Origin of the sequence: Comamonas composti DSM 21721, from assembly GCF_000429845.1 — a bacterium.
In the GTDB taxonomy this organism is placed as follows: Bacteria; Pseudomonadota; Gammaproteobacteria; order Burkholderiales; family Burkholderiaceae_C; genus Comamonas; species Comamonas composti.
The window spans coordinates 1-13,052 of record NZ_AUCQ01000016.1 but is presented as its reverse complement, the minus strand read 5'-3'; the positions used below and the strand labels follow the sequence as shown (position 1 = coordinate 13,052).

Annotated in this window: 11 protein-coding genes, 1 rRNA gene and 2 pseudogenes; 7 read left to right on the top strand and 7 right to left on the bottom strand. The window is 61.9% G+C overall.

What is annotated here, in order from left to right; all coding sequences use genetic code 11:
* Positions 1–55 precede the first annotated feature (55 nt).
* The gene (locus G486_RS0111210; RefSeq protein ID WP_027015618.1) at positions 56–1,003 is read right to left on the bottom strand and encodes a LysR family transcriptional regulator; all 948 of its coding nucleotides are present in this window, start codon (positions 1,001–1,003) and stop codon (positions 56–58) included.
* Between the two features lie 193 nt (positions 1,004–1,196).
* On the opposite strand from G486_RS0111210, the gene G486_RS0111205 reads away from it, so the two are divergent.
* The 3 genes from G486_RS0111205 to G486_RS0111195 all read left to right on the top strand — a co-directional run bounded on the left by G486_RS0111205 (position 1,197) and on the right by G486_RS0111195 (position 4,056).
* On the top strand, positions 1,197–3,386 hold the full coding sequence (locus G486_RS0111205) for a malate synthase G (RefSeq protein WP_027015617.1): 2,190 nt from the start codon (positions 1,197–1,199) through the stop codon (positions 3,384–3,386).
* A gap of 192 nt (positions 3,387–3,578) precedes the next feature.
* Positions 3,579–3,824 (top strand): cysteine-rich CWC family protein, encoded by a 246-nt coding sequence (locus tag G486_RS0111200; protein ID WP_034387413.1) that lies wholly within the window; start codon positions 3,579–3,581, stop codon positions 3,822–3,824.
* 43 nt (positions 3,825–3,867) lie between these two features.
* On the top strand, positions 3,868–4,056 hold the full coding sequence (locus G486_RS0111195; protein WP_027015615.1) for a 4-oxalocrotonate tautomerase: 189 nt from the start codon (positions 3,868–3,870) through the stop codon (positions 4,054–4,056).
* Positions 4,057–4,105: 49 nt separating this feature from the next.
* Here the strand turns inward: G486_RS0111195 and G486_RS0111190 are convergent, their stop codons facing one another.
* The 5 genes and pseudogenes from G486_RS0111190 to G486_RS0111170 all read right to left on the bottom strand — a co-directional run bounded on the left by G486_RS0111190 (position 4,106) and on the right by G486_RS0111170 (position 9,091).
* On the bottom strand, positions 4,106–5,401 hold the full coding sequence (locus G486_RS0111190; RefSeq protein WP_027015614.1) for a TRAP transporter large permease: 1,296 nt from the start codon (positions 5,399–5,401) through the stop codon (positions 4,106–4,108).
* A 106-nt stretch (positions 5,402–5,507) separates the two neighbouring features.
* Positions 5,508–5,987: pseudogene (locus tag G486_RS22125) on the bottom strand (TRAP transporter small permease); the annotation flags it as partial.
* 150 nt (positions 5,988–6,137) lie between these two features.
* A complete protein-coding gene (locus G486_RS0111180; RefSeq protein ID WP_027015613.1) occupies positions 6,138–7,112 on the bottom strand; it encodes a TRAP transporter substrate-binding protein in 975 nt (324 codons plus the stop codon).
* A 228-nt stretch (positions 7,113–7,340) separates the two neighbouring features.
* Positions 7,341–8,273, bottom strand: a complete 933-nt coding sequence (locus G486_RS0111175; protein ID WP_027015612.1) for an SMP-30/gluconolactonase/LRE family protein — start codon at positions 8,271–8,273, stop codon at positions 7,341–7,343.
* Positions 8,273–9,091: an NAD-dependent epimerase/dehydratase family protein gene (locus tag G486_RS0111170; protein WP_027015611.1), complete on the bottom strand. Its 819-nt coding sequence runs from the start codon at positions 9,089–9,091 to the stop codon at positions 8,273–8,275. The genes G486_RS0111175 and G486_RS0111170 overlap by 1 nt, the downstream gene beginning before the upstream one ends.
* Positions 9,092–9,152: 61 nt before the next feature.
* Between G486_RS0111170 and G486_RS0111165 the strand changes: the two genes are divergently transcribed.
* The 4 genes and pseudogenes from G486_RS0111165 to G486_RS0111150 all read left to right on the top strand — a co-directional run bounded on the left by G486_RS0111165 (position 9,153) and on the right by G486_RS0111150 (position 12,552).
* Entirely contained in the window at positions 9,153–9,971 is an 819-nt protein-coding gene (locus G486_RS0111165; RefSeq protein ID WP_027015610.1) for a FadR/GntR family transcriptional regulator, read from the top strand.
* A 234-nt stretch (positions 9,972–10,205) separates the two neighbouring features.
* Positions 10,206–11,117 (top strand): 5-dehydro-4-deoxyglucarate dehydratase, encoded by a 912-nt coding sequence (kdgD, locus tag G486_RS0111160; RefSeq protein ID WP_027015609.1) that lies wholly within the window; start codon positions 10,206–10,208, stop codon positions 11,115–11,117.
* 140 nt (positions 11,118–11,257) lie between these two features.
* Positions 11,258–11,693: pseudogene (locus G486_RS22120) on the top strand (enolase C-terminal domain-like protein); the annotation flags it as partial.
* A gap of 91 nt (positions 11,694–11,784) precedes the next feature.
* Positions 11,785–12,552: a class II glutamine amidotransferase gene (locus G486_RS0111150; protein WP_027015607.1), complete on the top strand. Its 768-nt coding sequence runs from the start codon at positions 11,785–11,787 to the stop codon at positions 12,550–12,552.
* A 233-nt stretch (positions 12,553–12,785) separates the two neighbouring features.
* On the opposite strand, the gene rrf is transcribed toward G486_RS0111150, so the two are convergent.
* Positions 12,786–12,898 (bottom strand): 5S ribosomal RNA (gene rrf, locus G486_RS0111145).
* Positions 12,899–13,052: the final 154 nt, after the last annotated feature.

Sequence of the window (13,052 nt, the reverse complement as noted above, 5' to 3'; positions counted from 1 at the left end):
CTCCTCGCGGCGCGCCTGCGCAGAGATCGTGAACACGTTCTAAGGCGTTACTGTCTCACAGACTCGGCGCGGATGCCGGTCCCAGGCGCCAGAAATCAGGCTGCTCGTAGTAGAACTTCAGACAGTCGATCCACAGGCGCACGCGCAGCGGCATGTGCTTGCGCTGGGGAAAGACCACGAAGATGCCGTTGGGCGGAGCCGCGAACTCCTGCAGTACCTCCACCAGGCGGCCGGCCGCGATCTCGGCCTCGACCTCCCAGGTGCTGCGCCAGGCAATGCCCCAGCCGCCCAGGCACCAGTCGTGCAGCACCTGGCCGTCGGAGCAGTCCAGCGGCCCGCCGGGCTTGATGTGCACCACGTCCATGGCGCCGGTTTCGGGATCGGGCAGGCGAAATGCCCAGCCCCGGGTCTGCGATGCATCGCTGGACAGGGTCAGACAGTCGTGCTGGGCCAGCTCGCCCGGATGCAGGGGCCGGCCCCGGCGCTCCAGATAGGCGGGCGTGGCCACGCACAGGCGCCGGTTGTCGGCAATGCGCATGCTGACCAGGGCCGAGTCCGCCAGGTCGCCCACGCGCACCGCGCAGTCAAAGCCTTCGCCCGCGAGATCGACCACGCGGTCGCTGAGGTTCAGCGAGACCGTGACCTCGGGATGCAGCTCGCGAAAGCGCGGCACCAGCGGCGCCACATGGCGGCGCCCGAAGCCCGCAGGCGCGGTGATGCGCAAATGCCCGGTGGCCTTGACGCCGCCCGCGCTCACACTGGCCTCGGCATCGGCCACATCGGCCAGCAGGCGCTGGCAGTCCTCCAGGAAGGCGCTGCCCTCATGGGTCAACGAGATGCGCCGCGTGGTGCGCACCAGCAGCTTCACGCCCAGGTGCTCCTCCAGCGCATCCAGCCTGCGCCCCATGATGGCCGGTGCCACGCCTTCGGCGCGGGCCGCCGCGGACAGGCTGCCGCGCGTGGCCACCGAAACAAAGGACTCGAATACCTTGAGCTTGTCCATGCACTCCTCTTGTCATCAGGCTGTGCAAACATCGTGCAAGCGCCTGGCTGGATGGTTTACCTTTGCTTTAAAGTCACAAGTTATGAACTTTTTTGAATATTTATAACCTTAAACAATTCCAATAAAGTAGGAGCTATTGTCAGGCCCATGGCCTGCAGATTTTGTCCATTCGTTTCATTTCAGGGGTTAGAAGATGAGCCGCACCCAAGTCCACAGCCTGCAGGTCGACAGCGCACTGCACCGCTTCATCAACGAACAGGTCCTGCCCGGCACGGGCGTTGCGCCCGAGCAGTTCTGGCAAGGTTTTGATGCCATCGTCAGCGATCTGGCGCCCAAGAACGCCGCCTTGCTGGCCGAGCGCGACCGCCTGCAGTCCGAGCTCGACACCTGGCACAAGGCCAACCCCGGCCCCATCAAGGACATGGCCGGCTACCAGCAGTTTCTGACCCACGTCGGCTATCTGGTCGAGCAGCCCAAGAATGCGCGCGCCACCACCGAGAACGTGGACGCCGAGCTCGCCATCCAGGCCGGCCCCCAGCTGGTGGTGCCGATTCTGAATGCGCGCTATGCGCTCAACGCGGCCAATGCCCGCTGGGGCTCGCTGTACGACGCGCTCTACGGCACGGACGTGATCAGCGAAGAGGGCGGAGCCGACAAGGGCAAGGGCTACAACCCCGTGCGCGGCGCCAAGGTGATCGCATTTGCACGCGATTTCCTCGACCAGTCCGCGCCCCTGGCTGCGGGCTCGCACAAGAATGCCACGGCCTACCGCGTGGAAGGCGGCCAGCTGGTCGTGGCCCTGGACAACGGCAGCAGCACCGGCCTCAGGAACCCGGCCCAATTCCGCGGCCATCAGGGCGATGCCGCTGCGCCGTCTTCGGTGCTGCTGGGCAACAACGGCCTGCACATCGACATCATCATCAACAAGTCCACGCCCATCGGCGGCTCGGACGCCGCCGGCGTGGCCGACGTGGTGGTGGAAGCCGCGCTGTCCACGATTCTCGACCTCGAGGACTCCGTGGCCGCCGTGGACGCCGAGGACAAGCTCCTAGGCTACGCCAACTGGCTGGGCATTCTCAAGGGCACGCTGACCGAGACCTTCAACAAGGGCGGCAAGAGCATGACGCGCGGCCTGAACGCCGACCGCGAGTACACGGGCGCCGACGGCAAGAGCCTGAAGCTGCACGGCCGCTCGCTGATGTTCGTGCGCAATGTGGGTCACCTCATGACCAACCCCGCCATCCTGTGGGGCGAGGGCAAGGAGATCCCCGAGGGCATCATGGACGCCATGGTCACCACGGCCATCGCCATCCACGACCTCAAGGGCCTGGGTGCCAACGGCATCCGCAACTCGCGCACGGGCAGCGTCTACATCGTCAAGCCCAAGATGCACGGCCCCGCCGAAGCCGCGTTTGCCGACGAGCTGTTCGGCCGCGTGGAAAAGGTGCTGGGCCTGGCCGAGAACACGGTCAAGCTGGGCATCATGGACGAGGAGCGCCGCACCAGCGTCAACCTCAAGGCCTGCATCAGCGCCGCCGCTTCGCGCGTGGCCTTCATCAACACCGGCTTCCTGGACCGCACGGGCGACGAGATGCACACCGCCATGTATGCGGGCCCCATGGTGCGCAAGGCCGATATGAAGGGCAGCGCCTGGCTGGCCGCCTACGAGCGCAGCAACGTGCTCGTGGGCCTGGGCCTGGGCCTGCGCGGCAAGGCCCAGATCGGCAAGGGCATGTGGGCCATGCCCGACCTCATGAAGGCCATGCTGGAGCAAAAGATCGGCCACCCCAGGGCCGGCGCCAACACCGCCTGGGTGCCCTCGCCCACGGCTGCCACGCTGCACGCCCTGCACTACCACCAGGTGAATGTGGCCGAGGTGCAAAAGGAGCTGGAAAAAACCAGCGCCGACACCGAGCGCGCCAACATTCTGGCCGATCTGCTGCAGGTTCCCGTGGTTCTGCAGGACAAGTGGAGCGCCGAGGAAAAGCAGCAGGAGCTGGACAACAACGTGCAGGGCATTCTCGGCTATGTGGTGCGCTGGGTGGACCAGGGCGTGGGCTGCTCCAAGGTGCCCGACATCCACAACGTCGGCCTGATGGAAGACCGCGCCACGCTGCGCATCTCCAGCCAGCACATCGCCAACTGGCTGCTGCACGGCGTGGTCAGCGAAGCCCAGGTGCGCGAGACCTTCGAGCGCATGGCCGCCGTGGTGGACAAGCAGAATGCGGGCGATGCGCTGTACCGCCCCATGGCCGGCCACTTCGACACCTCCATGGCCTACAAGGCGGCCTGCGACCTGGTCTTCAAGGGCAAGGAGCAGCCCAGCGGCTATACCGAGCCCCTGCTGCATGCCTGGCGCCTCAAGGTCAAGGCCGCAGCCTGATCCATGCAAAATTAGAAGCGCCTAGCGCTTGCCAGCAAAGGATTTCAAGGATAAAACCATCTGAAATCCTTTAACAGCAAGCGCTATCAGCTCACAAAAAAGCACTTTACCTCTAAGAACGTGTTTACGTTCTAACGGCAAAGTGCTTTTTTCATGGCCGGGTCGCAGCAAGCTGCCTACACTGCATGCACCATGCCAGCCCCGCCCGATCTTTTGCCGCAAGCCACCGGCTCCGATGCCAGCCGCTGCCCCCTGTGCGGGCAGGCCAACCAGTGCGCCATCATGGCCGGCCTGCCCGCGCAGGACTGCTGGTGCATGCACACGCCGGTCTCGCGTGCAGCCCTGCAGAGACTGGCGCCCGCACAGCGCGGCCAGCGCTGCATCTGTCCGGCCTGCGCCCGCCCGCTTGCGCCGCAGGCCGGCCCCGCGCCCCTATGATGGCGACCCAGCCAGAACTTACTGCAACCCACCGGAGCACAGCATGCCCACTTACCACATCGAAATGATGGAAGGCCGTACGGTCGAACAAAAGAAAAAGCTCGTCGAGGAAATCACGCGCGTCTCGGTCGAGATCCTCGGCGGCTCGCCGGAATCCGTGGACATTCTGATCACCGACGTCAAGCGCGAGAACTGGGCCACGGGCGGCAAGCTCTGGTCCGAGCGCAGTTGAGGCCACGCCCCAAGCCATGCCGCAGCAGCCCTGAGCAGGGCTTTTGCATTCAGGGCCTGGCCATGAACAGGCCCGGCAGCCAGGTCGAGAACTGGGGCACAAAGGTCACCAGCCCCAGCGCAAAGATCAGCGCGCCATAGAACGGCCAGATGGTGCGCATGACCGTGCCCACCGACACCCCGCCGATGGAGCAGCCGATGAACTGGGTCGTTCCCACGGGCGGCGTGTTCAGCCCCAGCGCGCAGTTGATGAGCAGCACGATGCCGAACTGCACCGAGCTCATGCCGTAGTGCTGGGCGATCGGCAGAAAAATGGGCGTGCACAGCAAGATCGTGGCCGCCATGTCCAAAAAAGTGCCCAGCAGGAACAGGATGATGTTGATCATCAGAAACACCACCCACGCCTGGGAGCTGATCTGGGCCAGCATCTGCCCCGTGAGCTCGGCCACGCCGTAGAGGCTGATCAGATAACCGAAGCTGCTGGAGATGCCTATCAGCAGCAGGATCACGCCCGTGGTGCGCACGGCCTTGCCCGCAGCCCTGAGGAACTTCTCACGGGTCAGCGAGCGGTACAGAAACACCGTCAGCCCCAGCGCATACAGCACGGCCACGGCCGCCGACTCCGTGGCCGTGAAGACCCCCGACAGAATCCCTCCCAGGATCAGCACCACGACGAACAGCCCCGGCAACGCCGCCGCAAACGAGCGCCCCACAATGCTCCAGCCCGGAAAAACACCGGCCGGATAGCCACGCCGGCGCGCCACCCAGTAAGCCGCCGCGAGATTGCTGAGCGTGAGAATCAGGGCGGGCAGCAGGGCCGCGAGGATCAGGGCCGCAATCGATACCTTGCCGCCGGCTGCAAGCGCATAAATGATGATGTTGTGGCTGGTGGGCATCAGCGCGCCCACCAGGGCCGCATGCGTGGTCACGTTGACTGCGTAGTCCGCGTCATAGCCTTCTTTTTTCATCATCGGAATCATCACCGCCCCCATGGCCGAGACATCGGCCACGGGCGAGCCGGAGACCCCGCCGAACAAGGTGCAGGCCACGACATTCGACATGCCCAGGCCACCGCGCACATGGCCTGCCAGGGCCCGCGCAAAATTGACGATGCGCTCTGCGATGCCGCCGTGCAGCATCAGCTCCCCCGCAAAGATGAAGAAGGGAATGGCCAGAAACGAGAACGCGCTCATGCCCGATGTCATCTGCTGAAAGCCCACCTCCATGGGCAGGCCCTCATACACCAGGGTCGCAATCGACGACAGTCCCACGGAGAAGGCCACGGGCACGCCCAGCAGCAGCAGGGCTGCGAAGCTCAGGCACAAAATGGTCAGGGCAGTGGTCATGTGCAAAAGCCTAAGAACGTGGTGACAGTCCCTGCGGCGCCACATCTGGAGCCGGGTCGCACAAGACCACGGGCGCCGCGCCAAGTGGCTCGCGGCCACACTCCTGGGCAAGCCTGGCTTGGCGGCCACCGATCAGCGCAATCAAGTGCTCGATGGAGAAAAGGACGATGAGCCCGCCGGCCAGCGTGGCCGGCACGTATTTCCAGCCTTCGGAGATGCCCAGCGTGGGCAAGCCGTAATCCCAGACGGACGCACTCAGCGAGGCGCAGCCATAGGCCATGAGCGCGCCAAACAACAGGGTCAGGCCGTGGATCAGGATCTTCAGCAGCCGGCTCAGGCGCGGCGGCAGTTGCTGCAGCAGGAACTCCAGCCCTATGTGACTGGACTCACGCACGCCAACGGCAACGCCGAGCATGGTGACGTAAAGCACCAGCAAAAGAGCCAGGCTTTCGGCCCAGGTCGGCGTGTTGTTGAGCACATAGCGCCCGAACACCTGCCAGCTGACTGCGCAGATCACGGCAATCAGGCCGGCGATGCCCAGAGCCATGCAGGAACGCGCCAAGGCGTTGCATATTTTGGTGTACATCATGTATGCAGAATCGGTTGCCCTCTTGGGCCGCGAGGACCTGCGGCCATCAATCCAGGATTCCCGTACGCCTGGACCCGCCAACACAAGCCTTGGTGCGTCGTTGCTTCGCCTTGTCGTACCTTTCGGAACGCAAGCAGCTGGCGCGGGCTAATGCGTTTCCTGCACCCGCCTGACCAGGCTCTTGAGCTCGGCATTCGTGATGAACTTGTCGTAGACGGGCTTCATCGCATCCTGGAAGGGTTTCTTGTCGATTTCTATGATCTCGGCACCACCGGCCTTGACCATGGCCAGGGACTTGGCCTCGCGCTCGGCCCACACTTTGCGCATGTAGGGCACGGACTCTTTGGCCGCCTGACGAACCCAGCCCCGCTCTTCGGTGGAGAGCCTGTCCCAGTCGCGCTTGGAGAACAGCAGCATTTCCGGAGCCATGGAATGCTCGGTCTTGGTGAAGTATTTGGCCACCTCGAAGGCCCGGGCACTTTCATAGGTGGGGTAGTTGTTCTCTGCGGCGTCGATCAGCCCGGTCTTCAAGCCCGTATACACCTCGCCCATGGGCATGGGCGTGGCATTCGCGCCCATGGCTTCGAGCATGCTCACCCAAAGGTCGGACTGCTGCACACGCACCTTCATGCCCTTCATGTCAGCCAAGCTGCGCACCGCCTTCTTGCCCGAGAAAATGGAGCGCGCGCCGCTGTCGTAGAACGCCAGCCCCACGAGCCCCTGTTTTTCACAGCCTTTGAGAATCTCCTCGCCCACCGGTCCATCGAGCACCTTGTGCAAGTGCTCCACGGAGCGGAACAGAAAGGGCATGGTGGGCACGATGGTTTCGCGACAGATGTTGTTCATGGCCCCCACATTCACCCGCACCAGGGAGATGGCGCCGATCTTGGCCTGCTCTATGGTTTCCTTCTCGCCGCCCAGCGCCCCATTGGCAAACACCTTGATCGTGTACTTTCCGCCCGACAGCTGCTTGAGCCGCTCGCTCATGAAGCGCACGGCCATGACCGTGGGGTAGTCGTCGGGGTGGATGTCCGCCGAGCGCAGCTCGGCCGCGGATGCCAGCCAGGGCGTGAGCAATACCAGGCCAGCCGCAAGGGCGGCCCATGCTTTCTTGCAATGCATTTGATGACCTCTTTTTGAGTGTGTGGACTTGAGCCAGCAGGCCTGGTCCCAGGACGGGTGGCACTTCTGGCGACTTTCCCTGATCTCCTGAGCTGGAGGCTCGCTGAATCACCAGTCTTCCGGGATCACAGCCACGCAAGGTACCCGCCGCGGCCATGGCGAGGACGGGCAACGCTGCATGGCCCTGGTATCCGGGGACGGTGTTCAGCGAACTTCCACGACAGGACACTAGACTTTCTCCTCAGCGATCTCCGGACGGAACTCAGGCTCGGCCATGCCGCTGACGCCAGGCCGCAATGCAAACACGCCGCCAGCCAGCGGCTGCTCCGACAGGTCCATGTCGTCAGTACGAATCGAGGTGACATACAACACATCGAGATCGGGACCGCCAAAAGCGCACATGGCAGGCTTTTTCACCGGCACCGACAGCGAGCAGTCGAGCCGCCCCTGGGGCGTGAAGCGATGCACCAACCCCGCATCGTTGCCGCAGATCCAGTAGCAACCGCTGCTGTCCATGGCCGCCCCGTCGGGACGACCCGGCAAAGGCTTCATGTCCACGAACAGACGGCGCCTGGACGGCACACCGCTGTCCGTGTCGTAGTCGAAGGCCCAGATGGCCTGCACCTGAGGGTGCGAATCCGAGAGGTACATGACACGTCCGTCAGGGCTGAAGGCCATGCCATTGGGCACGATGAGCGGCCCCAGCTCCAGGTCGGTGCACCGGCCATCGGCATGCTCTTGCGCTCCGAAGCGGTAGACCTTGCCCACGGCCTGGGCCGCAGCCATGTGCTTGAGCGTGGTTCCTGCAAGAAAGCGGCCCTGCCGGTCGCAACGCCCGTCATTGAAGCGCATGTCCGGCATCGCGTGCTGCACCGGGGCCAGGCGGCAGGCCTGCAAGACAGCATCACTCTCCAGGGCATGCGACAAGCGGTACAGCCCGTCCTCCAGCCCGGCCACCCAGCAGCCGGGTCTATCCCCCCAGGCGGCCATGCAGGCCAGCATCTGCGGCGCCTGCCAGCGGGTCTGCCGCCGCCGGCCGGCCTGCCAGCGATGCAGGACGCCGCGCGGAATATCGGTCCAGTACAAGGACTGCTCTGCGCCGCGCCAGACAGGGCTCTCACCGGTTGCGCAACGCGCATCCAGCACCAGTTCCGCCGCAATCACCGTGAGGCCTCGAAAGGCCCTTGCGCCGTATAGAAGCCCCCTTGGTAGACCAGCATCGGGTCGCCAGCTTCCAGTGCGGGCTGTGCTTCGACCACGGAGCGCCAGGGCTCCGAGCTGTCCTTGGGCACATAGCCCAGACGGGCGGCCTCATGGTTGTCCCACCACACATCGCGGTTCGCCGAGGCGCCATAGACCACGGTATGGCCCACGCCTGGCGTGAACAGGGCCCGGACAATCAGCTGCAGCAGATCGTCATAGCTGAGCCAGGTGCTCAGCATGCGCCGGTTTGCAGGCTCGGCACAGGACGTGCCTATGCGAATGCTCACGGTCTCTATGCCATAGCGATCGAAGTAGAACATGGCCAGATCCTCACCAAAGGACTTGGACAGGCCGTAATAGCCATCGGGCCTGCGCTGCACCCCGGCATCCAGCTTCTCGGTCTGCTTGTAAAAACCGGTCACGTGGTTGGAGCTCGCAAACACCACGCGCCTCACGCCATGACAACGCGCCGCCTCGTAGACGTGATAGATGCCCTTGACATTCGCCTCAAGCACCTCCTCGAAGGGCTTTTCCACCGACACCCCGCCCATGTGCACGATGGCATCACATCCTTGAACCAGGGCATGGACAGCAGCCTTGTCCGCAAGATCACAGATCACCACTTCCTGCGCCGCGCTGGACGCAGGCTCCATGCACGCAATGTCCGAAACCCTCAGCACATCGGCAAAAGGCTGCAAGCGGTCTCGCAGCACGGCGCCCAGATGGCCGGCAGCGCCGGTCAGCAACAGACGATGGATTTTTGAATGCGTTTGCATAGGAAATAAAGCATGGTTAGTCATACGTCGTCATACAACATTTCCAGATTATCATCCGCACATGAGCAGCCCCCCCCCGGAATTACCCCAGCCGCCCCCATCTTTTTCACAGCCCCAAGGGGAATCCTTGCGCCACAAAACCACACGGGGCAATCGCAGTCTCGGCAATCTGCTCTACGAGGAATTCGAGAACAAGATCCGTCAAGGCCTGCTCCAGGAGGGCGAGAAGCTGCCCACGGAATCCGAGCTGGTGCACACCTACGAGGTCAGCCGTACCGTGGTGCGGGAAGCCATCTCCAAGCTGCAGGCATCCGGCCTGGTCGAGACCCGACACGGCATAGGCACGTTCGTGCTGTCAGTGCGCCAGGGCCTGGGCCCGGTGCTGAGCGCCCATGAGCTCAGCGAGTCCGTGGATGTACTGGCTGTGCTGGAGTTGCGCATCAGCCTGGAGACCGAGGCGGCCGGCCTGGCCGCGCAACGGCGCCAGGCATCGCACCTGCACGCCATGGGCGAGGCACTGCAGGCCTTCGAGCTCAACACAGGCACCGGTGGCGACACCGTGTCACATGACCTGGCCTTTCACCTGAGCATCGCCCAGGCCACGGGCAATCGCTATTTTCAGGAAATCTTGCAGCACTTCGGCTCGCTTCTGATTCCCCGCAACCGCATTACGTCCATCCATGCGCCAGCGCGCGATCCAGACTATCTGCACCGTGTCAACCGCGAGCATGAGGAGATCTATGCAGCCATCGAGCGCCAGGATGCAGACTCCGCCCGCGCAGCCATGCGTATTCACCTGACCAACTCCCGCGAGCGCCTGCGCCTGGCCCAGCGCCTGAGCCAAGCCCGAGCCGGCGAGCCTCGCCCCAACGACAGCTGAAAGCGCCCAGCATCCTCCTCATGGCCTGCGGCGCACAAGCCGGCTGCAGGACCGTCGAATAGCTACACCTTGCAGCGTTTGAGCCAACTAAAAACACTTGATAACCTCATTTTAGTCATATGATGACATATGACCAAAAGCCCGATATAGCCAAATCCAGGCTTGTCGCATGCAGTTGCTTGGCATGCCTGGCATGCATCTTTTCCCATTCCTGTCGTTTGCTGAAAGGTCTTCATGAGCCCTCAAGAAGTCAAGAACGTCATGAGCTCCGGTCTGCTGTCCTTTCCTTTGACCGACTTCGACAGCAACGGCGACTTCAACGCCATGGGCTATACCCGACGCTTGGAATGGCTGGCCCCATTCGGTGCCAGCGCCCTGTTTGCAGCAGCCGGTACGGGCGAATACTTCTCGCTGAGCGGTGACGAGTATCCCCGGATCATTCGAACTGCAGTGACCGCCTGCAAAGACAAGGTGCCCATCATTGCAGGAGCCGGCGGCTCGACCCGCTTTGCAATCGAATGCGCCCAGGCTGCGGAAAAGGCGGGTGCCCACGGCATTTTGCTCATGCCCCACTACCTCACAGAAGCCAGCCAGGAAGGCCTGGCCGCACATGTAGAGGCCGTCTGCAAGAGTGTGAAGTTCGGCGTCATCATCTACAACCGCAGCATCAGCCGTTTCACTCCCGAAACCGTCGCCCGGCTGGCCGAACGCAACCCCAATCTTGTGGGCTTCAAGGACGGGGTAGGTGACATCGAAGCCATGTCAGCCATGTATCTGACTCTGGGTGATCGCCTGACCTATCTTGGAGGCCTGCCCACGGCCGAGATTTATGCCGCCGCCTACAAGGCTCTGGGCACGCCTGTTTACTCCTCGGCCGTCTTCAACTTCATTCCCAGAACAGCCATGCAGTTCTACGAGGCTGTACACAACAACGACCAGGCAACCCAGCACCGCTTGCTCAAGAGCTTCTTCCTGCCTTACTTGAAGATCCGCAACAAAAGCCAAGGCTATGCGGTCAGCATCGTCAAGGCCGGGGCCAGGATCGTAGGCCACGATGCAGGCCCGGTACGAGCACCTCTGACGGATTTGCGTCCCGCAGAAACCGAGGAGCTGGCAGCCCTGATCGCTGGGCTTGGTCCTCAATAAAACGATGCAGCAAAGCCAAAGCCATCATGCTCTTCGCGCCACGCATTACGGAGATTGAAGTCATCCCCGTTGCGGGCCGTGACGGCATGCTCATGAACCTCGGCGGCGCGCACGCGCCCTTTTTTACTCGCAATATCGTGCTCTCCCTGCAGTCCGTGGATATTCCCCTGGCCGACCCTCACTTCTGGACCATGTCCGGCTCAGTACGCGTGGGCCAGCTCTGCCATGACTGGGGATTGACCTGGGGCTTGCATTCGAATAATCACTTCGACATCTCTCTGGCCATGTTCACCCATGTGGCGGCAGCCGTTCCCGGCAAGGTCACGGCCATAGACACGCACAGGATCTGGCAAGACGGCCAGCAACTCACGCACAACCCTCTGCAAATCTGCAACGGCTTTGTTGAAGCTCCCAAGGCTCCTGGCCTGGGTATCAGCGTGGACAGAAAGGCACTGTCCCGAAGGGTTGGAGCGAAATCGGGAGCAGGCTTTAGGCGCTCGCAACGATGCCATGGTCATGCAGCATCTGATCCCCGGCTGGACCTTTGACAGCAAACGGCCTTGCATGCTGCGTTAGGCGCGGCTGCAGGCCGTGGATTGATCTACACTGGTTTTTCGAGGTCCTTGCGCCCTCTTTTCCAGACCAATCCAGAGAAAAGATTTGCTCCATGTGTCAATTGCTGGGGATGAACTGCAATACCCCTACCGATGTGCGCTTCAGTTTTTCCGGCTTTGCTCAAAGAGCAGGTAATACTGGCGACCATACCGATGGCTGGGGTATTGCATTTTTTGAGGACAAGGGCTTGCGCCACTTTGTCGATCGTGAGCGCGCCATGGATTCACCCATTGCCACGCTCATACGCGAATACCCCATTAAGAGCTGCAACGTCATCGCCCATATACGCAAAGCCACCCAAGGCTCGGTCAGCCTGCAAAACTGCCATCCTTTCGTGCGTGAGCTCTGGGGTCGCAACTGGGTATTTGCGCATAACGGAGACCTCAAAGGCTTTGCTCCGAAGCTGCACAGCCACTTTCGTCCCATAGGCAGTACCGACAGCGAGCAGGCCTTTTGCTGGATCATGCAAGAACTCTGGAAGTCCCACGCCGGCCTTCCCAGCGTACAAGAACTCACTCACACGCTGCGTGAACTTGCCGCACGCATAGCGCCCCACGGCACCTTCAATTTCCTGCTCTCGAATGGTGAAGCCCTATGGGCTCATGCGACCACGCATTTGTGTTATTTAGAGCGCCGCCATCCATTCACCCAGGCCCATTTATCCGACGAAGATCTGAGCGTGGACTTTTCCCAGGAAACCTCTCCTCAGGACAGGGTCGCCATGGTGGTAACAGCACCCTTGACCAAGAATGAGATGTGGACTCCGATTCCGTCAGGAGAGCTCAAGGTCTTTGTTCAAGGCGAATGCCTGCCGCTATAAAACGGCTCAGCCACGAGACTTCGGAATATCTATCAAGCCTGCAAGCGCAGGCTTTTCATAAAAGGTCAAGGATAAAAGGAGAGCGCCAAGCGCTCTCCTTTTATAGCTTTGAGCCAGATTCATGTGTCAAACCAGTTGCTAGCTTGCGCTCCCTGCTCTTCTTTTATTTTTACTCAGCCAGGAGCCAACAAAAAAGCCCCGTAGCGAGAGCTACGGGGCTTTTGGCTATAACAGCCTGACGATGACCTACTTTCACACGGGAACCCGCACTATCATCGGCGCAAAGTCGTTTCACTGTCCTGTTCGGGATGGGAAGGAGTGGTACCAACTTGCTATGGTCATCAGGCATAACTTGCTGTCATGCTGCCTGCCTTTGTCTGGCTCGCAGCACAACGAATTCATAGAGTCTCGATCAGCGATTATTTTGACTGCGCCTTCTTGGCATAACTGTCCTTGATGAATTTTCATCAAAGTTATAGGGTCAAGCCGCACGAGCAATT